We start from the raw sequence: 24,829 nt of genomic DNA, 5'->3' as shown, positions 1-24,829 counted from the left end.
GCGACCGCTATGGGGCTTGTCTACCCATGTCCTGCGCTCCCTCCGCGGATGCCGGAAAAATTTTCCGCACGGGGCGCCGGCGCGCCGCGGTCGGACGGGGTGCGCCCAGCCGGGCGCGCACTGCGGGAGCACACCGTCCGACCTGCTCCGACGGGCCCCTTAGCGGGCGATCCCGACCTGGAGGTCCGGCGGAAGGATGAGGACGAACATCACCACGCGCATGAGGACGTTGATCCACGTGTTGCGGAAGCACGCCCACAGGTAGCCGTAGAGCAGGCTCGCGGCGCCGTAGGTGAGCAGGGCCAGCCCCGTGTCGTGCACGAGGTCGTGACCGGGAAGCTGGGAGACGGCGTCGTAGGGCTGAATGAGCGCGTAGGTCACCGCGAACACCACCGAGGTCACCGTGATGCCGCCCCACCGGCCCAGGAGCAGTTCCAGCCGGGTCTGCATCATGCCGCGAAAGAAGATCTCCTCGCACCCCGCGATCACGGCGAAGGCCACCAGCATCGCGTACAGGGCCAGCGAGGGTTCGGGCAGTCCGATGTGCGGCAGGATCAGGTAGCCGATCAGCCCGACCGAGACGGCCACGGGGATCAGCCCGAGCCAGCGCCAGGGCTCGACCGCCTTCAACGCGATCGACGGCATGGCCGTGCCCTTGCCCTCGACGGTGATCCCCGAGCGGTCCAGAAGCAGCAGCGGGATCGCGAACAGGAACAGCAGCCTGGACACCAGGGCGACCGACATCGCCAGGTCCGGAGCGATCCCCGTCTCGGCTCCGTAGAAGGCGAAGAGCATCGACAGTAAGACCATCGAAACCACGAAACCGGCCAGCAGGAGCACCATCCAGCCCAGCTCCCGGTAGAGCGGATGGCCGTCCATGGCGGCGACGATCCGCCGGTCGAGCTCCTCGCGGCGGCCGAACGCCTGGACGAGCCCCCAGGCCATCACTCCGCCGATGGCCATCGGGAGCCAGGAGATGAGAAGCAGCACGGCCGAGTCGCCGAAGACGTCCTCCCGCAGGCCGGGATGGGCGAACAGCGTCCCCGCGATCAGGGCCGCGGCGAAGGCGGCCCCCCAGGCGAGCCCCCATCTTCGCACCATGGTCACAAGAGTCCCCCCTGTCTCAGAACACACATTCTGCCCCAGGGAAAACTAAAAGCGACTTAATGGCTACGGTATGTCGTCACCCGGTCGTCGGGCCGATCACGACCCGCGCGCACGGGCGAGGGCGTCGGCCGGGTCGCCGCGGCGACCCGGCCGACGCCCTCGCGAAGGTGTCACGGCCCGGGTACGGGAAGGGTCAGTGGCCGTTCTCCAGGACCGACTTGAGGAAGGACTTGGTCCGCTCCTCCTGAGGGTCGCCGAAGATCTGGTCGGGGTGACCCTCCTCGGCGATCTGGCCCTTGTCGAACATCAGGACGCGGTGCGACACGTCCCGGGCGAAGCCCATCTCGTGGGTCACGCACAGCATCGTGATGTCGGTGGTCTCGGCGACCTCGCGCAGCACGTCCAGCACGCCCGCGACCAGCTCCGGGTCCAGGGCCGAGGTGACCTCGTCCAGGAGCAGGATCTCCGGTCGCATCGCCAGCGCGCGGGCGATCGCCACGCGCTGCTGCTGGCCGCCGGAGAGCTGGGTCGGGTGGGCGTCGATCTTGTCGCCCAGCCCCACCAGGTCCAACAGTTCCTGGGCGCGCTCGCTGGCCTCGTCCCTGCTCAGGCCCAGGACGTGGACCGGCGCCTCCATGATGTTCTTACGAACCGTCATGTTGGGGAACAGGTTGAACTGCTGGAACACCATGCCGATGCGCTTGCGCTTCTGGCGCAGGTAGCTCTCGCCGGCCGGCACCAGATCACCGCCCCTGGGCATGTGGCTGAAGGGCTCACCGTCGATCCAGATGTGGCCCTCGGTGATCTTCTCCAGCGTCATCAGCAGCCGCAGGATCGTGGTCTTGCCCGACCCGCTCGGCCCGATGAGCGTCACGCGCTCGCCGGGGGCGACCGAGAAGTCGAGGTGGTCCAGGACCGTGAGGTCGCCGAACCGCTTGACCACCTGGTCGAAGACGATCAGCTTGTCCTCTGCGGACCCGCCCTCGACACCCGGTGCCGTCGTGTTCTCGGGGGTATCAGACGGCGGCATATCGCTTCTCCAGTCGTCGGATAGCAATCGCGGAGGGGATGCTCACCAGGAGGAACAGGAAGCCGACCATGGTGAACGCCTCCACGTAACGGAAGCTGGCGCTGCCGACCTGCTGGGCCATCGCCAGCAGCTCGACCACACCGATGGCGAAGAGCAAGGGGGTGTCCTTGAACATCGCGATGAGGTAGTTGCCCAGTGCCGGAATGACCTTCCGGATGGCCTGGGGCAGCACGATGGCCCCCCAGGTCCGGGTGACGGGCAGGCTCAGCGCCTTGGACGCCTCCCACTGGCCCTTGGCCACGCCCTCGATGCCCGAGCGGTACACCTCCGCGGTGTAGGCCGCGTAGTGCACGCCCAGGACGACGACACCGATGGTGAACACCGAGACGGTGGAAGGAGCCAGCGCGAAGACGAACACCAACTGGATCACGAGGGGCGTCGTTCGGATGAACTCCATCAGGAAGTGCACGATCGCTCCGAGGAACGGCGCCCGGCGGACCACCGCGATGAGCAGCCCGAGGGCCAACGCGATGACGTAACCGAGCACGGTCGCCTGGATCGTGACCAGCAGGCCGCTCAGCAGGTCGGGCATGACCCGACCGGTGAACTCGAAGTCCCAGAAGCCGTTCACTTGGCCACCCCCACCTTCGTACCGACCGCCGGGGGTCGCAGCAGCCCGATGAGCCCGCCGCCGGACGGCGGGGTCCTACCCAGCCTGTGGTTGGCCCGGCGTTCGAGCAGCCGTACGCCGAAGATCAGGGCCTGGGCGACCAGGTAGTAGAGCGCGAAGGCCACCAGGAAGACCGGGATCGTCTCCCCGGAGAGGCGGCGGAGGTCGTCGGCCACCCAGGAGAGGTCGTGCAGCCCCACGAGGTAGACCACGGCCGTGGCCTTCATCAGCTCCACGACGAGGTTGCCGAACGTGGGCAGCATCTGCGCCCACGCCTGGGGCAGAACGACCAGGCGCATGCGCTGCGGCCAGGACATGTTCAGGGAGACGGTCGCCTCGACCTGTGCCTTGGGCACGGCGTTGATCGAGGAGCGCACCACCTCGGCACCGTAGGCGCCGACGTTCAGGCCCAGCGCCAGGATCGCGGCGAACAGGTCGTCCAGCTGGAAACCGGTCGCCACCGGCAGGGCGTAGATGAACCAGTACATCACCACCAGCGCCGCGATGCCCCGGAACACCTCCACGTACACCGTGGCGATGGCCCGGGGCAGCCAGTGGCTCACCGTGCCCAGGATTCCGAAGAACATGGCCAGGACGAAGGCCAGGACGATCCCACCGAGCGTGAGCTGAATCGTGAGCCACGCGCCCTCGAGGAAGCGCGGCCACTGTTCGATCAGGAACTCCACGCCGGATCAGCCTTCGCAGAGTTCAGCGGTGGTGGCGTCGTCGGGGAGGTCGGCCTCGGTGAAGCCCCACTCCTCTCCGAGCTCCAGCAGACGGCCGCTTTCCTTGAACTCCGCGATGACCCGGTTGATCTCCGAGAGCAGTTCCTCGTCCTCCTGGCGGACGCAGAGCCCGCCCCAGCCCTTCTCCTCCTTGCCGTCCATCACGGGGTAGAAGGGCTCGGTGACGGTGTACTCGTCCTCCTTCTCGTGCTCGATCAGCAGGTAGGTGTGGGACACCGCCAGCATGGAGACCGCGTCGACACGGCCGGACTGCAGCAGCTCGAAGCCGCGGGTCTGGTCCGGGATGAGTTCGAGCTGGTCCTCGGGCACGCCGAAGTACTCGGCGTAGGTCTGCTCCACCGAACCGTTGAGCACGGCGAGCGTGAGGTCGGGGTTGTCGGCGAAGTCCTCGAAGTGCTGGATGTCGTGGGGGTTGTCCTTTTCCACCAGGAACGCCTCGGGGGACGTCGCGGTCGGTTCGCTGAACGCGACCTGTTCGCAGCGCTCGGGGGTGATGAACACACCGGCGGCGATGACGTCGTAACGGTTGGCCTGGAGGCCGGGGATCAGGCCGTCCCAGGAGGTCGCCGAGGCCTGGATCTCCGGGATGCCCAGCTCCTCGAAAACGGCTCGGGCCACCGCCGGGGACTGTCCGGCCGCCTCACCGGTGGAGTCGACGAAACCGAAGGGCACCTCGTTGGCGAGGGCCACCGCCACGAAGCCCTGTTCACGCAGACGCTCGAGGGTGGACTGGCCCTCCTCGCCGTCGGCACCGACGGAGTCGTCGACCCGGCTGCACGCTGCGAGGCCGGCCGTGGCGAGGCCGATGCCTCCCAGTCGGAGGGCGTCTCGACGTCCCCAGGTGCCCCGCCGACGCGCTGGTCCCTGATTCTTCACGACTGCTCCTCGAAAACTCGCGAGAGCGGAGCCTTCGCCCGAAGGACACAGGGCGAGGGCGCCGCGTATTCGGATGGTGGATTCGCCTCGTGCGGGCGCTTCCGCGGTGCGGTGCCGCGATCCTGGCCGCCGCCCGGGTGCTCGGGACGACGGCGCTGGTACGGGGTTCTCCCTCCCCGTGCGCGCTCTGCAGTAACTGAACAGGTTTAGTCCGTTATGCACTGGTTATGAGTCATGTCTCGTCCGGCGACCCGATGACGCACCCTCCGCGAGCTGGTCACCTGCACTTGGTGACTTTGGGTCCCCGTGTCCGCCACCCAGGGATTCCCACCCCGGGAAGCCGAACGGGCGGGGCCCGGACACCCGGACCCCGCCCGTTCGATCGACACTCCGTGCCCGAGGGGCTACACGGTGGCGTCCTCCTCGACGACCAGCGGGTAGACGCCGTTCTCGTCGTGGACCTCGCGCCCGGTGACGGGCGGGTTGAAGACGCACAGCACGCGGAAGTCCGTCTTGGGCCGGACCGTGTGCTTCTCGTGGCCGTTGAGCAGGTAGAGGGTGCCCGGGGTGATGATGTGCTTCTCCCCGGTCTCCTCGTTGGTCAGCTCGGCCTCGCCCTCGATGCAGTGCACGAGCTCGACGTGGTTGGCGTACCAGAACGTCGATTCGGTGCCCGCGTACAGCACGGTCTCGTGGAAGGAGAAGCCCACCTTCTCCTTGGCCAGGACGATCCGACGGCTGCGCCAGTTCTCGGTCTTGATGTCGGCGTCGGTCTCGCTGATCTCGTCCAGACTGCGAACGATCACTTGGGTCTCCTTAGCGTGCTGATGCGCTGGGTATGCGCTGGTTACAAGGTACGGGGCCGACCGACACCCCCGGTAGGGGTGCCGACCGGCCCCGAAGTCCTCGGTGGACGGTCTCCCGTGCGCCTAGGAGCTCTTGGCTCCCTTGACGGCGGCGCGGGCCGCGTCGGCCATGATGTCCAGGCCGGTGGTCAGCTCCTCATCCGTCGCGGTGAGCGGCGGGAGCAGCTTGGCGACCTCGTCCTCGGGACCGGAGGTCTCGAGGAGCAGGCCGCGGTCGAAGGACTCGGCGGCGACCTTCTTGGCGAGGCCGCCCTCGGCGTCGAAGGCCAGACCGCGGGCCAGACCGCGACCGCGCACGTGCGCGCCGAAGTCGGCGTGCTCGGCGGCCATCTCGGCGAGACGGGCCTCGACCATGTCGCCCTTGGCCCTGGTCGCGTCGGAGAAGGCGTCGTCGCTCCAGAAGCGGCGCAGGGCCTCGGCACCGGTCACCATGGCGGGGTTGAAGCCGCGGAAGGTGCCGTTGTGCTCGCCCGGCTCCCAGACGTCCAGCTCGCGCTTGAACAGCGTGAGAGCCATCGGCAGGCCGTAACCGCTGATGGACTTGGACAGGGTGACGATGTCCGGGGTGATGCCGGCCTCTTCGAAGCTGAAGAACTTGCCGGTACGGCCGCAGCCCATCTGGATGTCGTCCAGGATCAGCAGGATGCCGTACTCCTGGCAGAGCTCGGAGAGCCCGCGGAGCCACTCGGCGCTGGCGACGTTGATGCCGCCCTCGCCCTGGATGGCCTCGACGATCACGGCCGCCGGGGCGTCCAGACCACTGCCGCTGTCCTCGAGGAGGCTGCGCAGCCACAGGAAGTCCGGGGTCTTGCCGTCGAGGTAGTTGTCGAACGGCATGGTCGCCACGTGGTCGAGCGGCACGCCGGCGCCGCCCCGCTTCATGGAGTTACCGGTGACGGCCAGGGCGCCCAGGGTCATGCCGTGGAAGCCGTTGGTGAAGTTGATGATGGTCTGGCGACCGGTGTACTTACGGGCCAGCTTGAGCGCGGCCTCGACCGCGTTGTTGCCCGCGGGGCCGGGGAACTGGACCTTGTAGTCCAGGTCCCTCGGTTTGAGGATGACGTCCTCGAACGTTTTCAGGAACTCGCGTTTGGCCGTGCTGTACGCGTCGAGGCTGTGGACGATCCGGTCGTCCGTCAGGTACTCGATCAGCGAGGTTTTCAGCTCGGGGTTGTTGTGGCCGTAGTTGAGCGATCCGGCCCCGGCAAAGAAGTCGAGGTAGGGCTTGCCCGACTCGTCGTAGACGTGACTGCCGACAGCCTTGTCGAAGACGACAGGCCAGTTCCGGCAGTATCCGCGGACTTCGGACTCGAGGCGCTGGAAGGTCTCCATCGTGATGTTCCTTGGTTCCTTTCCCCAACTTCGTGGGCTCATGGCTTAGACGAGGGGTGGGTCAGGATCGAGTTCGATCCGGTGCGGACGGTCAGTCGTCGGTTTCGGGCTGCGGGCCGAAGGGCCCGATGCGGACGAGGTCCTCGGGCTCGTGGGGCTCCTCGCCGGCCTTCGGGAAGTGCTCCTCGCCGAAGAGCGGGCTCCAGACGGCCTCGGTGCCCCTGCTCCGCGCGAATGAGGCGAAGAGGGCCCGGGAGGCTTCGTTGTCGGGAGTGACGGTCGCTTCGAGGTACTGAAGACCCTGCTCGGCGAAGGTGTCGCCGATGAAGTCGAGCATCCGGCGGGCGAGCCGCTGACCCCGGTACGCGGAGTCGACGGCCACCTGCCAGAGGAAGTACGTGTCCGGGCTGTCGGGACGGACGTAACCGGTGACGTAGGCCGCCACCCGGCCGTCGGTGTCCCGCGCCACGACGCTGGTCGCGGCGAAGTCCCGGCACCAGAGCGTATAGGCGTACGGAGAGTTGATGTCCATCCCCGTCTCGCCGGCCAACCGCCACATGTGTGGCCCGTCCTCCGGGGAGGGGTGCGTCAGGCGCACGCCCTCACGGCCCGCGGCCTCTGCGGTCTGGGAGCTCACGGCCCCGCCTTCAGTTCGGTCGCGTGCTTGGAGGTTCGTTCGTAGATGTGGCACGTCGATCGAATTTAGCGAACGAAGGTCAAATACGTTTCAGCGAGATTCCGCGCAGATGTTTCAAAGGATTCAGATCGGGTAGGACTCGTTCATTTAGCAGCTTGAGGCCACTCTGACCCGGGCTCACAGGTGACGCGCAGTAGCGGTCATCCGGGCCGCTCACGCCCTGCCCATCAGGGGGTTCGGCCCCGCGGACGGGGGCGTGCGACCCGGGGTCCGGACACATCCGCCGATGGGCCGCCGACAGCCGTCAGGGTCAAACATAGAGCCTCAACGAGCAATATTAAGCGTGCGTTAAGTCACATCAATTCGGTGGAAACCTCGCGACATAACGCGTGATCGCGACCCCTCGCACGTCACACGCTACGCCCGCCTCCCCTCGGAAGCACCCGTGCGCAGGAGATTCCGCCGATTCTCGGGCGATGCACCGGGACGCCGCCCCGCCCCGGACCCGCCCGAGGCAAGGGGACACGGGCCCAAGCCACAGTCGAACGTCCTTGATGAATCGCCGATTTTGCAGCAGACTCTGTGTAGTACGACCTCATGTAGTACTACAATTAGTCGCACCGCTGAGCCGAAACCCGACAGGTCCCACACCCCGGGACGGCAGCGCGGCCACGAACTTCGCTGACCCGCCGTGGGACCACGGTGAGGACCACTGACCAGGGATCGGAGGCGCCCCCGTGAACCGCCTGTACCACGAGAGCGAGGACTGGGTCGAGCAGGGGAACTGCCGCTCCTACGACCCGGAGATCTTCTTCCCGGTGAGCAGCACCGGGATCGGCCGCACCGACACGGAGCAGGCCCTGGCCGTCTGCCGCAGCTGTACTGTTCGCCCGGAATGCCTGCGGTGGGCCCTTCGCGCCGGTGAAGCTCACGGAGTCTGGGGTGGCACCACCCCGGAGCAGCGCCGCTACATGCGTCGCGAGCTGGTACCCGCGGGATAGGTCGGGAGAGGGCCCGCCGGGTGCGTGAGGGATCGCACCCGGCGGGCCCTCCTCCGCTCCCCGGGCCCAGGCTCCGAGACGGACGAGCCGGTTCTCACGTCCGGAGATCTTGCGGCCCCCGGGGGCACGATCTAGGTTCACTACCGTGCGACCCGCTCACGGCACGCTCCGCCTCATCCGCACGGCACTTCTGGCCGGTGCGTGCACGGGGCTGGCCTGGGTCGGACACAACCTCTGGGCCTCCGGCCCCGCCGGAGCCGGAGGCTTCCTCCTGGCCACGGTGTTCCTCTTCGCCATCCTGTGGCGGTTCACCCGCCTCATGCGGGGCTTCGGCGACATCTTCGCCGTGCTGGCCCTGGCCCAACTCGCCCTGCACCTGCTCCTCCAGGGTGCGGCGGAACCCGAACTCCTGGCGCTCGCACCCGGAACCGACCACAGCGGACACGGCCTGCTCCACGCCTTCGGTCTCGCACCGGGAATGCTGTTCGCACACCTGTGGGCGGCCCTGCTCGCCGCCGCGCTGCTGGCCCGCGGAGAGTCCGCGCTCTGGTCGCTGGCGAGTGCCGTGTTCCGAGCCCTGCCGCGGCTCCTGGGCGCCCCCGAGCTCGCGTTCGCGGCGCCCGGGCAGGCGCTCACCGCGCCTGTGCCCACCGCTCCCCCTCCCCCCGTACCGTCGACGCACGGACCCCGCGGGCCTCCCGGTTCGTCCGCGCTCCGCCTCGACCCGCACCCGGGCCCCGACCGGTCCCGGACCACCGACGCGGACCAGACGAGGAACCCGGACCGGCACGGACGACCCCGTGTCCTCCGGGTGTGAACCGCATCCGAACGGCCTGAGAGAAGACCATGAGAAAGTCCCGTACCGCCGCCCTGATCGCCCCCTTCGCCGCTGCGGCCCTGCTGCTGGCGCCCTCCCCCGCGCTCGCCCACGACGTGCTCACCGGTTCCGACCCCGAGGACGGCGACACCCTCGACGCCATCCCCGAAGAGGTGGTCCTGTCCTTCAACAACGCCCCGATGGAGGGTGGCAGCGGCAGTGCCGTCGTCGTGACCGGACCCGACGGAGCGGAGAAGCAGGAGGGCGACCTGGCCTTCGACGGCACCGACGTGTCCGTGGGACTGGAGCCGCTGGAGGAGGCCGGTGAGTACACCATCGCCTTCCGCGTGGTCTCCTCCGACGGCCACCCCATCCAGGACACCCTGACCTTCTCGGTGACCGAGGAGGCCGTCGCGGCCGCCGCACCGGAGGAGACCGAGGAGGAGGCACCCGCCGACGGCACCGAGGAGACCGGGGAGGCCGAGGAGAGCCCGGTCGACGAATACCCGGTCGCGGCCGAGGAGGACGCGTCGGAGAGCGGGAGCTCCCCGCTGATGGTCCTGGCCGGCATCGTCGTGGCGCTCGCCGCCATCGGCGCCGTCGTGCTGGTCGTGGTGCGCATGCGCAACCGCCCCGGCTCGGGCGGGGGTTCGGCCCGCGACTAGGCACGGACGGCGTCCACCGACGGACACCCGCGAACGACGGAGGGGCCCGCACGTTTCGGCGTGCGGGCCCCTCCCGGGTTCGTCGTGTGCCGTGTCAGCGGCGCCGGGCCAGCAGGATGCTGATGTTGTCCTTGCCGCCCGCTTCCATCGCGGCCTGCCAGAGGGCGTGCACGGCCGCCTCGTCACTGCCCGCCTCGGCGATCATCCGCTCCATCTCCTCGGGCAGCACCAGGTCCGACAGGCCGTCACTGCACATGAGCCAGGCGCTGGGGTCCGCGGCCTCGTCCCGGCCCACGTGGGGGACCATCGAACCGCCCGAGCTGCCGCCCAGGGACTGGGTGATGAAGTTGGTGGTGACGGGGCGTCCGTCCTCGGAGGGCGGAAGCGCGGGGGAGTCGTCCTCGGAGAGCTGGCGCAGGTGGCGGCCCTCCAGGCGGTAGGTGCGGGAGTCACCCACGTTGAACCAGAAGTTGCCGTCGCTGTTGAGCAGGACCCCGGCGACGGTGGTCCCCATGCCGGAGAACTCGGTGTGCTGGAGGGCGTGGTCCTTGATCTCCTCGTCGATGTTGCTGAGGAGCTGGGCGATCTCCTCCGGACCGTTGAGGCGCGGCCCCATCTCGGCCATCCGGTGCACCGCGTGCTCGGAGGCGATCTCTCCCGCTGCCTGGCCGCCGATACCGTCCGCGACCGCCAGGATGACCGGTTCGCTCACCGGCAGTACGCAGCGGACCGGGGAGGTCATGTTCGCACTGGCGACGGTGAGCGCACCCATGACCACGGAGTCCTCGTTGGCGGGGCGGATAGCGCCCCGGTGCGTGAGGGCCGTGACAATGACTTCCCCACCAGCGACACCCATACGCCCTTCCTCCCGTTTCATCGGCCGTGGCCGGTTGCCCGGCGCCAGGCGCCGGGTCTTTGGTCGAGTCCCGTACAACGTCTGGATTCTGCAACCGTACCGAGCCACTGCCGGAGTCGGTCAAAATCCGCGTACATCATGGCGGAAAACACCCGGATATGCAGTTCCTGCACCGGTTTTCGCCGCCAAAAGTGTTGTGGCCGTTGGGCCTGGGGCGTGTGTTGTGCCGTCGTCCGCTTCCGCTCCGACAGTAGCGGTGCCGGGACCCGGCCGACAGGGTCTGGCTCCATGTTCGGTCAAGGCGCAGTACAGAGGGCCGGTCCCAAGGGGTGGCCGGACCGGCGCCGGGGCCCCGGGGCGGTGGATTCGGTGCCGGTGACGGCCCGGACCCACGTTGTCGGCTCGCTCACCGTCTGGCAGAATAGGACCCGTTGGGTGTCTAAGACGCAGACACACACGGCCCCGCCCCACGCGTGATCCTCGGTTCCCCAGGCACGCCCGGTGGCTCGATTCCTCCTTCGACGGTCGTTTGGTGTGGTCTTGTCGTGCGTCGTTCCCCTCTCCTTCACTCTCCGGTACCCGCCGTCCGCACACTTCGCGTGCGTGCGGTACCCAGTGCTGCCCGGCGCCCCCCTCCACCGGTTCGCGGCCCCTCTCCCCCGCACCCCTGAGCCCCCGTGCCCCACCGTCCGGAACCCGGCGGTCCGGTGCCCGTCCACGGCATCGGCCTAGGACCAACGCACACAGTCCCGCCCGGTTGGATTCCGATTCCCCGCTCCGGAGTCCCCCGGGCCCATCCACAACGGACACCACGGCGGTGTCCAAGGAGTTCAGCCCAGTGAAGATCGCCATGGTCGCCGAACACGCCAACCCCCTACCCGCCCACCGGGGCGAACCGGCCTGCCCCGCGAGCCTGCACGTGTGCGCCCTGTCCCGCCAGCTCGCCAAACGCGGTCACAGGGTGACCGTCTACGCACGCCGCAGCGACCCCGAACAGCCCGACGGCCGCACCCGCATGGCCCGCGGCGTCTCCGTCGCCTACCTGGACGCCGGGCCGGCCCGGCCGCTCTCCGAGGACGAGCAGGCCGAACACACCGGGGCCTTCGGTACCGCGCTCGCCGCCGTCCTCGACGAGGACACCCCGGACGTCCTGCACGCCGTCGGCTGGACCAGCGGACTGGCCGCCCTGCACGCCCAGGCGCACAGCGAGAAGGACCAGAGCGGTACCCCCCTCGTCCAGACCTTCCACTCCCTCAACGCCAGCGAACAGCGCTCCGGCCTCACCCACCGGCCCGACCGCGCCCGCATGGAGACGATCCTGGCATCCCGGGCCGACCACGTCCTGGTCAACTCCACCGACCAACAGGGCGAACTCGCCCGCCTCGGTGTGCCCCGCCACCACGTGAGCGTCGTGCCGTTCGGGGTCGACACCGACCACTTCAGCGTCGAGGGCAGCGCCTCCGCCGAACCCTGGCAGGCCCGCCGCGAGGAGCGGCCCCGCCTGGTCTCCGTGACCTCCCTGACCGAGGCCGGGGGCGCCCAACGCCTGGTCGAGGCGATGACCCGGCTGCCCGAGGCCGAACTGCTGCTCGTCTCCACCGCGGACGACCAGGACGTCGCCATCGACGAGAACGCACGGCGGATCGAACTGTTCGCCAAGGAGGCCGGGGTCGACGACCGAGTGCACCTGACCGGCCCGGCGGAACGCAAGGAGCTCCCCCGCCTGCTGCGCTCGGCCGACGTCTACGTCTCCGCCACCGCCTACGACCCCTACGGCGGTGCCGTGCTGGAGGCCATGGCCTGCGGTCTGCCCGTGGTGGCCACGGCGACCGGAGCGGTCCCCGGTGCGGTGCTGCACCGCACCAGCGGCGTACTCATGCGTTTCGGCCGTCCCGACGAGGTCGCCCGTTCCGTGCGCGCCGTCCTGAACACGCCCACCATGAGCACCGCCTACGGCATCGCCGCCGTGGACCGCGCACGGTCCCGGTTCACCTGGCAGCGCATCGCCGTGGAGACCGAACTCGCCTACCGGCGTTCCCGTCCGCAGCAGGCCGAACGCGACGACACCGAGGAGGAGGAGACCGACCTCCTCCTGTCCGGAGTCGTGAACTGAACGGGCTCCCCCACTGATGACGTTCGAACACCAGGGCCTGCTCTTCCGCCGGGAGAGACGGTTCCACGAGGTGGCCGGAGAGCGGTTGCGGTCGGCCGTACGCGAGGACGCGCACACCGTGCTCGCCGTCGCCGACCCCGCCGCTCTCCTGGAGGCGCTCACCCCACACGAGCGCGGCCGGGTGCACGTGGTCGACCGGGGTGCCCTCTACGACGCCCCCGGCCGCACCATGGCCGCCCTGCACCGCCTGGCCCTGGTCCACGACCCCGTGCCGGTCAGCGTGGTCGCCGAACCGCCGCTCTTCGGTGGTGCGTTGGAACGACGTGAGTGGCACCGGTTGGAGTCGGTGCTGAGCACGGCACTGGCCCCGGTCCGGATGCGGCTGCTGTGCGTGCACGACGAACGCCCTCTGGGGCCGGGCGCCCGCTCCGCGGTCCGTGCCACCCACCCGGCGCTGGTGGAGGCGGACGGCCCGCACCCCAACCCGGTCTACCTGGGTGTCCAGGCCTTCGGCCGCCTTCCCCGGACGCCGGAGCCGCTTGCCGTGCAGGGGCCCGTCCACGGCCTGGAGATCGGCCAGTCGCTCCCCCGCCTGCGCGGCGAGCTCACGGCGCTCGGCACCACCCTCGGGCTGGCCCCGGACCGGCTGGACGGCCTGGTGGTGGCGGTGAACGAACTCGCCGCCAACGTGCTCGAACATGGGGCGGGCAAGGGGAGCGTGAGCGTGTGGCGGGCGGCGGACCGGTGGGTGTGCGACGTCTTCGACGAGCGGGGCGGCCTCTGCGACCCGCTGACCGGGTACCGTCCCGCCGACGGCCTCCGCTCGCGCGGCTACGGGCTGTGGATCACCCGGCAGACCTGCGACTACCTGGAGATCTGCGGGGGCGGTGAGGGTTCGCTGGTACGGCTGCACTTCCTCGACGAGCAGGCGAGGCTGGACCGCAGGGCGCGGCTGGAGCGGCAGGCGCGGTTCACATCCTGAGGGTCTCCACCGCGGTACCGGTACTCGCGCTGATCGGGATGACCTGGTCGATCCCCGCGATCACGAACAGGCGGTTCACCTGCTGCTGAGGTTCGGCGACGATGAGGCCCAGCCCCAGGTCGCGGGCCTGCCGGAAAGCCGAGACCAGAACGCCGATGCAGCGGGAGTCGCAGAAGCCCACCTTGGCGAGATCGACCACCACCCCCGTCGGGAGGGGGGCCGTCAGGACCCCGTCCAGGGCCTGCGCGAGCGCGGGCGAGGTGACCGCGTCCATCTCCCCCACGGGTGTCACGACGACGACGCCATCCTCGCGGCGGATCGAGATGTCTGACGTCACGCTCGGCTCTCCTTGTCGTTCGCCTGCCCCGGGGCGGCGGCCCCGGGCGGACCGACCGCCGTCGCTCACGGCGACGGCCCCGAGCCCTCATCATGACGGCTCCCGGTCACACTCGGGACTCAGCCCGAATCAGCCCCGGCACCGGTGCTCAGCGACCGTCCGCCCGTGGTCCCCGCAACCGCTGTGACCGCTGCGGCCCGGTGTTCTGCTCCACCAGGTCCCGAGCCACGTCCACGACCTTCTTCCGGTTGCGCTGGGCCACCTCCCGCAGGGCGGCGAAGGCGGTGTCCGCGTCACAGCCGCGCGCGTGCATGATGATCCCCTTGGCCTGGTCGATCACGGTGCGCGCGGACATGGCGCGGCGCATGTGGGCGGACTCGCGGGCCGCGTCGGCCTGGCGGCCCGCCGTGTGCAGGGCCATCGCCGCGTGCTCGGCGAGCAGCGCGGTGAGCTGGGTGACGACCACCTCGTCGAAGGCGTCGGCCCGGCCGGAGTGCACCCCGAAGGTGAGGATCCGGTCCTCGTCGCCGTCGCCGTCCCCGGGGAGTTTGCTGGGTTGGGTGACCGAGGAGCGATCACCGCACTGGACCGCCATGCTCGTGTACCGGGGCCAGCGGTGCTCGCGCAGCACGTCGGCGACCCGGACCTGGCGCATCTCGCGAACCGCCTCCACGGTGGGGCCCTGGTCGGTCGTGTACTGGTGCTCCAGCGCCTCGGAGAGATCAGCGTGTGACGCTCCGTAGTCGGTGACCACGTGGCGGATGGCCCCGTCCGCACCGACCACCTCACGCCAGACCACCACCAGGGCGGCCGAGCACCCCGGGACGCCCAGGGCAGCGGCCCTGCTCATCTGATCCAGGGCGCGTTCGAGGGTGGTGTTCTCCGTCTGCCCCAGCGCGGCGATGTCACGCGCAAGGTGTTCGATCCACACCGTCCGAACCTCCTCCAGACGTCCCGGGTTCCAGCACCAAAGGTAACCTTCGGGAGACCCTCGACCGGACGACAGTCAGCTTCGGCCGGAAGACATCGGAGACAACCGTGTCAGGCCCCGACCGCACGGGTACTGGCAAGACGCCCTCGAAGATGACCGGGAGACCGTGAGCGTGCCGGAGAACCTCGCCGATCTGCAACGCGAGATCGCTGCTCTGAGTGAACGCATAGCCGCGTTGAGCGACACGCACGCCATGTACCCCGACGACGCCCAGGGCACCGCCGAGGCGGCCCTGGCCGAACTGGAGTACGCCGAACGCCTGCTGGGGTCGGTCGGCGGCGAGTTGGCCCGCGCCCACAGTGAGCCGCCCGGACCGCGAAGGCCCGCGGAGGACGGGGACCGCGTCCTGCTGCGCGCCGTCTTCGGCGAACTCAGCGTGCCGGTGGTCCTGCTGGACCACGACGGCTACATCCGCAGGATCAACAACGCCGGAGCCAACCAGCTGGGCAGCGCCCCCGGCTACCTCACCGGAAAGCCCTTCTCCCACTTCGTCGACCTGCGCAAACGGGCGGCCATGCAGTCGTGGCTGGCCGCCGTGCTGCGCGGGGACGGCCCCGCCAACCTGGAGTCGCGGCTGGCCCAGCGCGGTTGGGCGGAGGACGTGCACCTGACCCTCACCCGCCTGGAACTGCCCACCGAGGCACAGCCGCTGGTCCTGGTCGCGATGTCGCCGCCCATGAACGGCACGGAGGAGGAGGGCCCCGCCCCGTTGGAGGCGGAGGTGGAGGACCAGGTCGTGGTGCTGGCCGCCAGGCGGTTGGACGTGCTGACCCGGATGACCAGGCTCCTGCTCCGCGGCACCACACCGACCAAGGGGCTCGCACTGACCGAGGCGGCCGACCTGCTGGCCGACTCGTACGCGGACTGGGTGATCATCGACGTCCGCGACCTGCCCGGGGACCCCGAGGCGGCTCGCCGCGCAGCCGTGGTCGGCCCGGCAGACGCACCCGCGGGCCAGCGCGAGGAGGTCGCCGGGCTCACCCCCGGGGACTCCGACATTCCGGGCGAGGTGCTGGGGAGGGGTCAGTCGCTGCTGTTCCCGCTCATCGAGGACGAGACGGTCCTCGGTCGAACCGGGGCGGGGGCACCGCTGCTCTCCGTGCTCGGTGCGGGTTCACTGCTGTGCGTGCCGCTGCGGGGCAGCCGGGGCGTACGCGGCGCGCTCACCCTGATCCGCCGCAGCAACCGGGGGAGTTTCCGCCTCGCCGACCTGGGCCTCATCGAGGAGATCGGCGAGCACATCGGCCTCGCCCTGCCGCCCCGGCCCTGAGCTGTGTCTGCTCGGGGCCGAAGCGCCAGCGGAGGCCCGAAATAAGCGCTAAACCTACTCCTCGGGGCCGTGCAGGGTGTCGACCAGGGTGGACAGCCGGGAGGCGGAGCGGTCGACACGGCGGACGGCGTCCACCAGCGGCTGGTCGACCTCCTGGTAGTTGTCCACGATGTGCTCGCGCAGCGAGGCCAGGTCGGACTGGACCTGGCGGGAGCGCTGGGCGAGCTGTTCGGCGAGGACCCTGCCGGGTTCGCCGGTCTCCTGGCCGAGGACGCGCTGGAGCGACCTGGCCTGCTCACGCATCTGCGCCTTGAGCTGGTGCAGCTCCACGAACACCTCGACCTTGGAGCGCAGCACCCACGGGTCGAACGGCTTGATCAGGAAGTCCACCGCGCGCGAGGAGTAGCCGCGGAAGACCTGGTGCCGGTCGACCTCCTGGGCGGTCAGGAAGATGATCGGCACGTCCTTGGTCTTCTCGCGCTGCTTGATGTGCGCGGCGGTCTCGTATCCGTCCATGCCGGGCATGATCACGTCGAGCAGGATGACCGCGAAGTCGGTGCCCAGAAGGTGCTTCAGTGCCTCCTCACCGGAGTTGGCCCGGACCAGGTTCTGGTCGAGAGAGGTGAGGGCCGCCTCCAAAGCGATGAGGTTTTCGTCGCGGTCGTCGACGAGGAGGATGTTGGCCTTCTGAGTCACTGCTTGCTACTCCGAGTCTTCGGTCGGGGTGCTACCGGTGCTGCCAGCGGCCCCGTTCGCTTCGCTGTCGTCCCTGGTACCGCTGTGGGGTTCGTCGCCCGTGGCGCCATTGTGCCCGCCCGGGGGCGCCGCCGTCTCACCGGCCTGCGCATCGTCCGCCGCGGCACCGGCCCGGGTCTCCTCCGGTCCGGCCGTGAGCCACCTGCGCATCACGTCCAGGAGGTGATCGAGGTCGACCGGTTTGGTCACGTAGTCGGTGGCACCCGCCGCGAGGCTGCGCTCCCGGTCACCCTGCATGGCCTTGGCCGTCAGGGAGATGATCGGCAGGTCCTCGAACTGGGGCATCTCCCGGATGCGCTGGGTGGTCTGGTTGCCGTCCAGTTCGGGCATCATCACGTCCATCAGGACGAGTGAGATGTCCTCGTTGGCCTCGAGTTTCTCGATCCCCGTGTGGCCGTTGTCAGCGTAGAGGACCTCCAACCCCTGGGCTTCGAGCGCACTGGTCAGCGCGAACACGTTGCGCACGTCGTCGTCGACGATGAGCACGCGCTGGCCGGCGAGGACGGCACTCCGCTCCGGGTCGGGCCGGGCCTCCGCGGTCTCCTGGGACGACTCGTCCTCTGCGGGCTCGGGCGCCTTGAGCACCTGCACCATCGGCAGCGGTTCCTCGGGCTCCCCGGAGTCGGTCAGCGCGGCCACGACCGCGTCGAAGTCCTCGTCGGGCAGGTCGAGGTCGTGGTCGAGGTCGGTCAGCGGCTCGTGCTCGCCGCGGCCCGTCTCCAGCGCGGGGACCGGTTCCATGGCGGAGAGCGCCTCGGCCGCCTCCCCCGCGTCGTCGGGCAGCCGCACCGGGATCAGCAGGGTGAAGGTCGAACCCTGGTTGGCCACGCTCTGCACCCGGATCTCACCGCCGAGCAGGCGGGCGAAGCTCCGGCTGATGGACAGGCCCAGGCCGGTACCGCCGAAGCGCCGGGACGTCCCGCCGTCGCCCTGGTGGAAGGCCTCGAAGATCACCTGGAGCTTGTCCTCGGCGATCCCGATGCCGGTGTCGGCGACCGTGAACGCGATGACCTCCTCGTTCTCCACGAACATGTCGAGGTCGGTGTCCTCCAGCGCCCAGGCGGGCTCGATGAGCAGCCGGACCTCGCCCTGCGGGGTGAACTTGACCGCGTTGGAGAGCAGGTTGCGCAGGATCTGTTGGAGGCGCTGTTCGTCGGTCCACAGCGTGCCGGGGATGTCCGGGGACACGTCCACCGCGAACGCCAGCCCCTGCTCACCGGTGATCGGGCGGAAGGTGGCCTCCACGTAGTCGACGAGCTGTGCGATCGAGACCTCGCTGGGCTGCACCTCGGCGCGGCCCGCCTCCACCTTGGACAGGTCGAGGATCTCGTCGATGAGCAGCAGCAGGTCGCTGCCGGCCTTGTGGATGGTCTGGGCGAACTCGACCTGCTTGGCGGACAGGTTCTGCTCGGCGTTGTCGGCGAGCAGCCGGGCCAGGATCAGCAGGCTGTTGAGCGGAGTGCGCAGCTCGTGCGACATGTTCGCCAGGAACTCGGACTTGTACTTGGACGAGACCTGGAGCTGGTGCGCACGCTCCTCCAGGGCGTTGCGGGAACGCTGGATCTGCTGGTTCTGGAGTTCGATCGCGCGGTTCTGGTTGGCCAGCTGGGTGGCCTTCTGGCGCAGTTCCGCGTTCTTGCCCCGCAACTCCTCCTGCTGGCGCTGGAGCTCGTTGGAGCGCTCGCGCAGCTGGCTGGTGAGCTGCTGGGACTGTTCGAGCAGGTGCTCGGTGCGGTTGTTGGCCAGGATGGTGTTGATCGTGGTGCCGAGGAGGGCGACCAGCTGGCGGAGGAAGTTCTTGTGGATCTCGCGGAACTCCTCGTAGGAGGCGAACTCCACGACGCCGAGCGAGCGCCCCTCAGTCACGATGGGAAGGATGTACAGGTTGCGCGGCGCGGCGGCGCCCAACCCCGACTCGACCGTGACGTAGCCGGGCGGGATGTTGGAGATCTGCTGTTCGACCTGCTGGGACAGGGCCTCCCCGGCCAGACCGACACCCATGCGGATGCGTCGGCGCTCCTCCGAGGGTTGGAAGCCGAAGCCCGCGTAGAGGCGGAAGATGTCCTCGTGGTCCTGGTCCTCGGGCAGGTAGCAGGCGCCGTGCTGGGCGTCGATCAGCGGCGTCACCTCGGTCATGATCAGGCGGGCGAGCTCGTTCAGGTCGCGGTGGCCCTGGATGTGACCGGAGATGCGGGCCAGGTTGGACTTGAGCCAGTCGGCGTCGCGCTGGTCGGCGGTGGTCTCGCGCAGGTTGGACACCATCAGGTTGATGTTGTCCTTGAGCTGTTCCATCTCACCGCGGGTGTCGACCTGGATGTTGCGGGTCAGGTCGCCCTTGGCGACGGCGTTGGCGACCTCGGCGATCGCGCGCACCTGTGTGGTGAGGTTGCCCGCCAGGCCGTTCACGCTGTCGGTGAGCTGCTTCCAGGTGCCGGTGACGCCCTCGACCTTGGCCTGGCCGCCCAGCTGCCCCTGGCTGCCCACCTCGTGGGCGACCCGGGTGACCTCGGTGGCGAAGGCCGACAGCTGGTCCACCATCGTGTTCACCGTCGTCTTCACCTCCAGGATCTCGCCCTGGGCGTTGACGTCGATCTTCTTGGTCAGATCGCCCGCGGCGACCGCGGTCGTGACCTCGGAGATGTTGCGCACCTGCGTGGTGAGGTTGTGCGACATCGAGTTCACGTTCTCGGTGAGATCGTTCCAGATGCCCGAGACGCCCTTGACGCTGGCGCGGCCGCCCAGCTTGCCCTCGGTACCCACCTCACGGGCCACCCGGGTCACCTCGTCGGCGAACGCGGACAACTGGTCCACCATCACGTTGATGGTGTCCTTCAGCTCCAGCATCTCGCCCTTGGCGTTGACGGTGACCTTCTTGGTCAGGTCACCGGCGGCGACCGCCCGCGTGACCATGGAGATCTGCCGTACCTGGTAGGTCAGGTTGTTGGCCATCGAGTTGACGTTGTCGGTCAGGTCCTTCCAGACCCCGGACACGTCGCGCACGTGGGCCTGACCGGCCAGCTTGCCCTCGGTACCGACCTCGCGGGCCACCCTGGTGACCTCGTCGGCGAAGGTCGAGAGCTGGTCCACCATCTTGTTGATGGTGTCCTTCATGTCGAGCATCTCGCCCTGGGCGTCGACCGTGATCTTCTTGCTCAGGTCGCCCTTGGCGACCGCGGTCGTCACCTGGGAGATGTTGCGGACCTGGTAGGTGAGGCTGTTGGCCATCGAGTTGACGTTGTCGGTCAGGTCCTTCCAAATGCCCGACACGCCCTTGACGTTGGCGCGGCCACCCAGCTTGCCCTCGGTACCCACCTCACGGGCCACCCTGGTGACCTCGTCGGCCAGGGAGTCGAGCTGGTCGACCATCGTGTTCACGGTGTTCTTCAGGGCCAGCATCTCGCCCTGGACGTCCACCTCGACCTTGCGGGTCAGGTCGCCCCGGGCCACCGCCGTGGTCACCTTGGAGATGTCGCGGACCTGGTTGGTCAGGTTGTCCGCCATCGAGTTCACGTTGTCCGTGAGGTTCTTCCAGATGCCCTGGACCCCCCGGACGTTGGCGCGGCCACCCAGCTTGCCCTCGGTACCCACCTCACGGGCCACCCGGGTCACCTCGTCGGCGAACGTGGAGAGCTGGTCCACCATCGTGTTGAAGGTGTCCTTGAGCTCCAGCATCTCGCCCTGGACGTCGATGGTGATCTTCTTGCTCAGGTCACCCCGGGCGACGGCGGTCGTGACGGTGGAGATGTCACGGACCTGGAGGGTGAGGCGGGAGGCCATCTGGTTGACGGACTCGGTGACCTCGCGCCAGGCACCGGAGACGTCCTCGACCCGGGCGCTGCCGCCCAGCTTGCCCTCGGTACCCACCTCACGGGCCACCCGGGTGACCTCCTCGGTGAAGCCGCTCATCTGGTCGGCCATCCGGTTCACCGTGTTGGCCAGGCGCAGCAGGTCGCCCTTGAGCTCGCCGCGGCGGCCCTCGGTCGAGGCCCTGCGGTTCAGTTCACCCTCGGCGACCGAGTCCAGGACGCGGGCGACGTCGGTGACGGGCTCGGCGACCTCGTCCAGGAGGACGTTCAGCGCTCTGGCGCTGTTGCCCCAGGCTCCCCTGGCGGGGTGGACGTTGACCCGCTCGTTGAGCCTGCCCTCGTCGCGCACCACGTCGCCGACCCGCTGGAGCTCGGTACTGAGCTGTTCGCTGTGGTCGATCACCTCGTTGAACACCGAGGTGATCTCGCGGAGCTTGCCGCTGCCCCGCGACCTGAGCCGGACGCTGAAGTCACCGTCGCGCATCCGGTACAGGGCACTCAGAATCTCGTCGAGCTGGTCGTCGGCCAGTTCCGTGACCGCCTCGGGCATGAAACCCCTCCTCAATCCCGCACGCCATCTCGGCTACCGGACCCGCACGCCTCGACCGGGCCGACCCACGCCGGGGCGGCCCCGCACGAACCGCACGCACGGGACACGGGGGCGCACGCGTAGCCACGGGCACCCTTGGTGACACTCCGTCACGCTACCGCCGCGAAGTACCACCCGAAAGAAGCGGATGTGTCGTCTTACACTAACCGGCCGCGCCACCGAGCACAGGAGGGTTCGCCATGTTGGGCACGGGAGGGTCGGCCGTACCGGTCTCCTGCCCGCTGTCGGGGCCCGCCAAGCCCGCCCGCCCCGGGAGCACGCGAACCGTGGTTCGGGAGGGAACGCGGCGACCAGGTGGGCGGCACGCGTATCGTGGCAGTGGCCACTACTCCCACACCCGCGCCCAGTGACGAAGGACACCGACGGCTTGGCAGCACAAGACGCGTTGAAGGTCGCTCGACGAGAGTTCCCCCCTGCTCCCGAGACCGCGGCGGCCGCCCGAGAGTTCGTGCACGACACCCTGCTGACCTGGGGTGTGCCCGACCCCTTCGACGACATCATCCTTCTGGTCAGCGAACTGGTCACCAACGCCGTCATCCACGCGGACTCGGCGCTGGAGGTGGCCGTGCGCCGCTCGGAGGGTTCGACCGAGGTCATGGTCACCGACTCCGCACCCGAGCGCGCCGTCCCGCAGGCCGGCCCGCTGGCCGTGGACACCTCGCCCTCCAGCGGGGACGAGCGCAACGGCGGCCTGGGGCTGGCCCTGGCGTCGGCCATCGCCTCCAGCTGGGGTGTCAGCTACGGGCGCAACGACAAGGCCGTGTGGTTCCGCATCGAGGACAGCGCCGGGGCGCACCCGTCGTTGGAGTCCCCTCCGGTGCGCAAGGGCCCCTCCCGTGCCGTGCGCCCGCCCGTGTGGTCGGCGCTGGACGCGGCGCTGAGCTCCCGGTTGTCCCTGCCCCAACTGCTGGAACGCACCGTGGAGTACGCGACCTCGGCGCTGAGCGGGGACGCCGCCTACATCGCGCTGGCCACCTCGGACGAGACCATGTGGGAGGTGCGCTCGGCGGTCGGCCTGACCGGCGGGGCGCCCTGGCGACCGCTGCGGGTGCGAACCGAGGAGATCTTTCCGTCCGCCGCGCCCGAGCCCGGACCGGTGATCAACGACGACCTGATGATCGCCCGTGCCACCCGGGGTGCCCTGGCCAGGGCCGGGATGCGCTCCCTGGTGACGGCTCCGCTGATCGTGGACGGCCGGGTGACGGGGCTGCTCGGGGTGGCCTCCGCCCGGGCCCGGCACTTCGGTCCGGGGGCGGCCAAACGGCTCCAGGAGGGCGCGGACCTGATCGCGCTACCGGTGGAGCGGTCCCGGCTGGCCGAGGTCGAGCTGAGCCGCCGTGCCTCGCTGAGCTTCCTGGCCGAGGCCAGTGACCTGCTCGCGGGCACCCTGGACGAGCGGATGACGGGTGCGCTGGCCGCGCAGCTGATCACCTCCCGCCTGGGCCGCTGGTGCGCCATCCACACCATCAACGAGCTGGGGCTCTCCAAGCTGACCCACGTGGTGCACGGCGACGAGAACCTCAGCGACATCCTGCGTTCGCTGCTGACCGCCCTGCCTCCGCGCGAGCAGCGTGAACCGGGGCCGTTGTGGACGCACGAGGAGCTGGTCCGGGAGGGGCTGGACGAGCAGCTCACCGGAATGATCGCCCGGGGCCCAGCGATCAGTGTCCCGCTGGTGGCGCACGGCAGGGCGCTGGGCCAGATGACGATCGGCAAGAACGAGTCGGACGACTTCACCCGTGAGGAGGCCGACGTCGCCGACGACCTCAGCCGCCGGGTGGCCTCGGCGATGGAGAACGCGCGGCTGCACGAGCGGCACACGGCGATGAGCACGGCCCTGCAGCGCAGCCTCCTCCCGGCCAAGGACAAGGAGCCGGTGATCCCCGGTGTGGACCACGCGGTCTACTACCGTCCCTCGGACGAGCGCAGCGAGGTGGGCGGCGACTTCTACGACGTGTTCTCCGCCAGCGGGCGCTGGTGCTTCGCCATCGGTGACGTGTGCGGTACCGGACCGGAGGCCGCCGCGGTCACCGGCCTGGCCCGGCACACCCTGCGTGCGCTGGCCAGGGAGGGCTTCACCCCGGCGCACATCATGCAGCGGCTGAACCTGGCGATCCTGGACGAGAACACCTCGACCCGGTTCCTGACCATGCTGTACGGGGAGATGACCCCGGCCACGGACGAGGCCGGAGGCATGCGGGTGCGCATGGTCTGTGCCGGGCACCCGCTGCCGCTGCGCCTCAACCAGAAGGGCGAGGTGCAGGCGTTCGGCAGCTCCCAGCCGCTGCTGGGCGCGTTCGAGGACGTGGGGTTCAGCACGGAGAGCGTGGACATCCGTCCCGGCGAGGTGGTGCTCGCGGTGACCGACGGCGTCACCGAGCGGCGCAGCGGTTCGGACATGCTCGGCGACGAGGGGTTGGAGAAGATCTTCTCCCATGCGGCCGGCCTGACCGCCCAGGCGGTGATCAGCCGGATCGACCGCGAACTGGAGGAGTACGCCCCGGGCGGCAACGTCGACGACACCGCGATGCTGGTGCTGCGCTTCCTGTAGGGCGGTGCTCACCGGGCCCGGTGGCGATGGTGCCCGCCGGCCCGCGGCCGGGCGTCCCGGCACGGAAACCGGGGCTCCGAAGCGCTCCGAAGCCCCCGGTCCCGTTTGGTCACGGGCGCCCTCAGCAGGCGTTCCGCGTCAGTTCAGCACCTCTGAGGGGTCAACGCAGCGGACCGCACGCGGCCGGGTTGGTGGCCTCCATCGGCAGGTCCGGGTCCAGGTCGCTGGGGCCCAGGACGTCACCGTAGGTGCCGTCGCCGTCGTAGTCGATGCCGTGGATGACGATGACCGCGTTGCCCGCCCGGATCGCGTCCGCCGCGGCGTCGCTCAGTTCGAGGGTGCGGTCGTAGGAAACGCTTCCCTCCGGGGCCGTGGGGAAGCGGTCGACGGCGAGGCCGCTGGCGGCGCTGGTGTCCCCCTCGGTGGTGAGGGAGGTCTCGACCCCGCCGTAGGCGTCGATGCCGTCCAGGGTGCTCAGCGCCCGCCGACCGTTGTGGATGCCGGCGTCGTAGTCGGTGGGGCACTCGCCGCGCCCTCCGACGTGGATGTGCTGCGCGTGCGGGTGCCCGGCGAGGACGTCGTCGACGTGGATCCGGATCCGCGCGTCGTTGTCGGCCAGCCACACCTGTGCCGTGCCCGCGGCGTCGGAGTTGTTGACCGTGACCGGGTCGAGCCGAGCCGTGTACTTCTCGACGCCGTGGTAGCCGGACCAGTCGTCGGCCTGAGCTGTCGCGGCCATCATCGGAAGGGCGACGGCCGTCGCCGCCATCACGCTGGCGATGCTTCGGGCGTGCAGCATGGGACCTTCTC

At 69.6% G+C, this 24,829-nt stretch carries 21 protein-coding genes; 7 read left to right on the top strand and 14 right to left on the bottom strand.

What is annotated here, in order from left to right; translation table 11 throughout:
- Positions 1 to 159: 159 nt before the first annotated feature.
- The 8 genes from ACUKCB_RS25520 to ectA form a co-directional block, all read right to left on the bottom strand.
- The gene (locus tag ACUKCB_RS25520) at positions 160 to 1,101 is read right to left on the bottom strand and encodes a lysostaphin resistance A-like protein (RefSeq protein ID WP_473038091.1); all 942 of its coding nucleotides are present in this window, start codon (positions 1,099 to 1,101) and stop codon (positions 160 to 162) included.
- A 199-nt stretch (positions 1,102 to 1,300) separates the two neighbouring features.
- Positions 1,301 to 2,137 carry an ectoine/hydroxyectoine ABC transporter ATP-binding protein EhuA gene (gene ehuA / locus ACUKCB_RS25515; RefSeq protein WP_473038090.1) on the bottom strand — a complete coding sequence of 279 codons (837 nt, stop codon included), beginning with the start codon at positions 2,135 to 2,137 and terminating at the stop codon, positions 1,301 to 1,303.
- Entirely contained in the window at positions 2,124 to 2,729 is a 606-nt protein-coding gene (gene ehuD, locus ACUKCB_RS25510) for an ectoine/hydroxyectoine ABC transporter permease subunit EhuD (protein ID WP_473041136.1), read from the bottom strand. Before ehuD ends, ehuA begins: the two co-directional genes overlap by 14 nt.
- A 35-nt stretch (positions 2,730 to 2,764) precedes the next feature.
- On the bottom strand, positions 2,765 to 3,493 hold the full coding sequence (gene ehuC / locus ACUKCB_RS25505) for an ectoine/hydroxyectoine ABC transporter permease subunit EhuC (RefSeq protein ID WP_473038089.1): 729 nt from the start codon (positions 3,491 to 3,493) through the stop codon (positions 2,765 to 2,767).
- Positions 3,494 to 3,499: 6 nt separating this feature from the next.
- Positions 3,500 to 4,360 carry an ectoine/hydroxyectoine ABC transporter substrate-binding protein EhuB gene (gene ehuB, locus ACUKCB_RS25500; RefSeq protein ID WP_473041135.1) on the bottom strand — a complete coding sequence of 287 codons (861 nt, stop codon included), beginning with the start codon at positions 4,358 to 4,360 and terminating at the stop codon, positions 3,500 to 3,502.
- A gap of 473 nt (positions 4,361 to 4,833) precedes the next feature.
- Complete coding sequence (locus tag ACUKCB_RS25495) at positions 4,834 to 5,235, bottom strand: ectoine synthase (protein ID WP_473038088.1); 402 nt, start codon at positions 5,233 to 5,235, stop codon at positions 4,834 to 4,836.
- A 123-nt stretch (positions 5,236 to 5,358) separates the two neighbouring features.
- Positions 5,359 to 6,627, bottom strand: a complete 1,269-nt coding sequence (gene ectB / locus ACUKCB_RS25490) for a diaminobutyrate--2-oxoglutarate transaminase (RefSeq protein ID WP_473038087.1) — start codon at positions 6,625 to 6,627, stop codon at positions 5,359 to 5,361.
- A 91-nt stretch (positions 6,628 to 6,718) separates the two neighbouring features.
- Positions 6,719 to 7,225 (bottom strand): diaminobutyrate acetyltransferase, encoded by a 507-nt coding sequence (ectA, locus tag ACUKCB_RS25485; RefSeq protein ID WP_268249150.1) that lies wholly within the window; start codon positions 7,223 to 7,225, stop codon positions 6,719 to 6,721.
- A gap of 776 nt (positions 7,226 to 8,001) precedes the next feature.
- Here ectA and ACUKCB_RS25480 point away from each other — a divergent pair.
- From ACUKCB_RS25480 to ACUKCB_RS25470, 3 genes are all read left to right on the top strand, one after another.
- Positions 8,002 to 8,265 carry a WhiB family transcriptional regulator gene (locus ACUKCB_RS25480; RefSeq protein ID WP_191266404.1) on the top strand — a complete coding sequence of 88 codons (264 nt, stop codon included), beginning with the start codon at positions 8,002 to 8,004 and terminating at the stop codon, positions 8,263 to 8,265.
- A 145-nt stretch (positions 8,266 to 8,410) separates the two neighbouring features.
- Positions 8,411 to 9,082 (top strand): copper resistance protein, encoded by a 672-nt coding sequence (locus ACUKCB_RS25475; protein WP_473038086.1) that lies wholly within the window; start codon positions 8,411 to 8,413, stop codon positions 9,080 to 9,082.
- 29 nt (positions 9,083 to 9,111) lie between these two features.
- Positions 9,112 to 9,747, top strand: a complete 636-nt coding sequence (locus tag ACUKCB_RS25470; protein WP_473038085.1) for a copper resistance CopC family protein — start codon at positions 9,112 to 9,114, stop codon at positions 9,745 to 9,747.
- Between the two features lie 94 nt (positions 9,748 to 9,841).
- Here the strand turns inward: ACUKCB_RS25470 and ACUKCB_RS25465 are convergent, their stop codons facing one another.
- Positions 9,842 to 10,603, bottom strand: a complete 762-nt coding sequence (locus ACUKCB_RS25465) for a PP2C family protein-serine/threonine phosphatase (protein WP_191266409.1) — start codon at positions 10,601 to 10,603, stop codon at positions 9,842 to 9,844.
- 838 nt (positions 10,604 to 11,441) lie between these two features.
- Here ACUKCB_RS25465 and ACUKCB_RS25460 point away from each other — a divergent pair.
- Together ACUKCB_RS25460 and ACUKCB_RS25455 are read left to right on the top strand one after the other, a co-directional pair.
- Positions 11,442 to 12,716, top strand: a complete 1,275-nt coding sequence (locus tag ACUKCB_RS25460; protein ID WP_473038084.1) for a glycosyltransferase — start codon at positions 11,442 to 11,444, stop codon at positions 12,714 to 12,716.
- A gap of 16 nt (positions 12,717 to 12,732) precedes the next feature.
- Positions 12,733 to 13,698 carry an anti-sigma factor RsbA family regulatory protein gene (locus ACUKCB_RS25455; protein ID WP_473038083.1) on the top strand — a complete coding sequence of 322 codons (966 nt, stop codon included), beginning with the start codon at positions 12,733 to 12,735 and terminating at the stop codon, positions 13,696 to 13,698.
- Here the strand turns inward: ACUKCB_RS25455 and ACUKCB_RS25450 are convergent.
- Both ACUKCB_RS25450 and ACUKCB_RS25445 read right to left on the bottom strand, forming a co-directional pair.
- Complete coding sequence (locus ACUKCB_RS25450) at positions 13,688 to 14,035, bottom strand: STAS domain-containing protein (protein ID WP_473038082.1); 348 nt, start codon at positions 14,033 to 14,035, stop codon at positions 13,688 to 13,690. The two genes, ACUKCB_RS25455 and ACUKCB_RS25450, sit on opposite strands and share 11 nt — an antisense overlap.
- A gap of 148 nt (positions 14,036 to 14,183) precedes the next feature.
- Positions 14,184 to 14,966 (bottom strand): ANTAR domain-containing response regulator, encoded by a 783-nt coding sequence (locus tag ACUKCB_RS25445; protein ID WP_473038081.1) that lies wholly within the window; start codon positions 14,964 to 14,966, stop codon positions 14,184 to 14,186.
- A 172-nt stretch (positions 14,967 to 15,138) separates the two neighbouring features.
- Between ACUKCB_RS25445 and ACUKCB_RS25440 the strand changes: the two genes are divergently transcribed.
- Positions 15,139 to 16,296 carry a PAS domain-containing protein gene (locus tag ACUKCB_RS25440; protein WP_473041134.1) on the top strand — a complete coding sequence of 386 codons (1,158 nt, stop codon included), beginning with the start codon at positions 15,139 to 15,141 and terminating at the stop codon, positions 16,294 to 16,296.
- A gap of 54 nt (positions 16,297 to 16,350) precedes the next feature.
- On the opposite strand, the gene ACUKCB_RS25435 is transcribed toward ACUKCB_RS25440, so the two are convergent.
- Both ACUKCB_RS25435 and ACUKCB_RS25430 read right to left on the bottom strand, forming a co-directional pair.
- Positions 16,351 to 16,992 carry a response regulator gene (locus ACUKCB_RS25435; RefSeq protein WP_473038080.1) on the bottom strand — a complete coding sequence of 214 codons (642 nt, stop codon included), beginning with the start codon at positions 16,990 to 16,992 and terminating at the stop codon, positions 16,351 to 16,353.
- 6 nt (positions 16,993 to 16,998) lie between these two features.
- Positions 16,999 to 21,408 carry a HAMP domain-containing protein gene (locus ACUKCB_RS25430; RefSeq protein ID WP_473038079.1) on the bottom strand — a complete coding sequence of 1,470 codons (4,410 nt, stop codon included), beginning with the start codon at positions 21,406 to 21,408 and terminating at the stop codon, positions 16,999 to 17,001.
- A gap of 445 nt (positions 21,409 to 21,853) precedes the next feature.
- On the opposite strand from ACUKCB_RS25430, the gene ACUKCB_RS25425 reads away from it, so the two are divergent.
- Positions 21,854 to 24,019, top strand: coding sequence for a SpoIIE family protein phosphatase (locus ACUKCB_RS25425; RefSeq protein WP_473041133.1), 2,166 nt, complete (start codon positions 21,854 to 21,856; stop codon positions 24,017 to 24,019).
- A 160-nt stretch (positions 24,020 to 24,179) separates the two neighbouring features.
- Here ACUKCB_RS25425 and ACUKCB_RS25420 read toward each other — a convergent pair whose 3' ends face one another.
- The gene (locus ACUKCB_RS25420) at positions 24,180 to 24,818 is read right to left on the bottom strand and encodes a hypothetical protein (protein WP_473038078.1); all 639 of its coding nucleotides are present in this window, start codon (positions 24,816 to 24,818) and stop codon (positions 24,180 to 24,182) included.
- Positions 24,819 to 24,829: the final 11 nt, after the last annotated feature.

Source organism: Nocardiopsis moroccensis (assembly GCF_055763695.1).
The sequence above is the reverse complement of the archived record's forward strand: the minus strand, read 5'-3'. Positions and strand labels throughout refer to the sequence as shown.

Excerpts from the sequence above, each read along its gene's own strand:
- ACUKCB_RS25520 (WP_473038091.1), bottom strand. The coding sequence starts at position 1,101 with ATGGTGCGAAGATGGGGGCTCGCCTGGGGGGCCGCCTTCGCCGCGGCC.
- ehuA (WP_473038090.1), bottom strand. The coding sequence starts at position 2,137 with ATGCCGCCGTCTGATACCCCCGAGAACACGACGGCACCGGGTGTCGAG.
- ehuD (WP_473041136.1), bottom strand. The coding sequence starts at position 2,729 with ATGCCCGACCTGCTGAGCGGCCTGCTGGTCACGATCCAGGCGACCGTG.
- ectB (WP_473038087.1), bottom strand. The coding sequence starts at position 6,627 with ATGGAGACCTTCCAGCGCCTCGAGTCCGAAGTCCGCGGATACTGCCGG.
- ACUKCB_RS25470 (WP_473038085.1), top strand. The coding sequence starts at position 9,112 with ATGAGAAAGTCCCGTACCGCCGCCCTGATCGCCCCCTTCGCCGCTGCG.
- ACUKCB_RS25465 (WP_191266409.1), bottom strand. The coding sequence starts at position 10,603 with ATGGGTGTCGCTGGTGGGGAAGTCATTGTCACGGCCCTCACGCACCGG.
- ACUKCB_RS25455 (WP_473038083.1), top strand. The coding sequence starts at position 12,733 with ATGACGTTCGAACACCAGGGCCTGCTCTTCCGCCGGGAGAGACGGTTC.
- ACUKCB_RS25430 (WP_473038079.1), bottom strand. The coding sequence starts at position 21,408 with ATGCCCGAGGCGGTCACGGAACTGGCCGACGACCAGCTCGACGAGATT.
- ACUKCB_RS25420 (WP_473038078.1), bottom strand. The coding sequence starts at position 24,818 with ATGCTGCACGCCCGAAGCATCGCCAGCGTGATGGCGGCGACGGCCGTC.